This is a genomic window from Campylobacter sp. BCW_6463 (genome assembly GCF_001762785.1).
Taxonomy (GTDB): Bacteria; Campylobacterota; Campylobacteria; order Campylobacterales; family Campylobacteraceae; genus Campylobacter_D; species Campylobacter_D jejuni.
This window is the reverse complement of record NZ_MJXL01000003.1, coordinates 1-203: the sequence shown is the minus strand read 5'-3', so window position 1 is coordinate 203 and position 203 is coordinate 1. Positions and strand designations below refer to the sequence as shown.

The 203-nt window shown below is 26.6% G+C and carries 1 pseudogene; it reads right to left on the bottom strand.

What is annotated here, in order from left to right:
- Window positions 1-203, bottom strand: a pseudogene (locus AJ884_RS00010) (hypothetical protein); the annotation flags it as partial.

Below are 203 nucleotides of genomic sequence, written 5' to 3'. Positions count from 1 at the left end.
TACACAAAACTGATTCTATTTTGTTTAATCATTCTAGCACGATTGATAAGAGCATAAAGGGCTTTACTTTCATCATTATATATTTTTCCTTCAAATTCTTCATCCCCATCAAATTCAATACTTTTCCATTCTATAATTTTTGCTTTAGCATTAGTGATAAAAGAAATATATTTATCTCTTTGTTTATCATGTTTGATACCTGT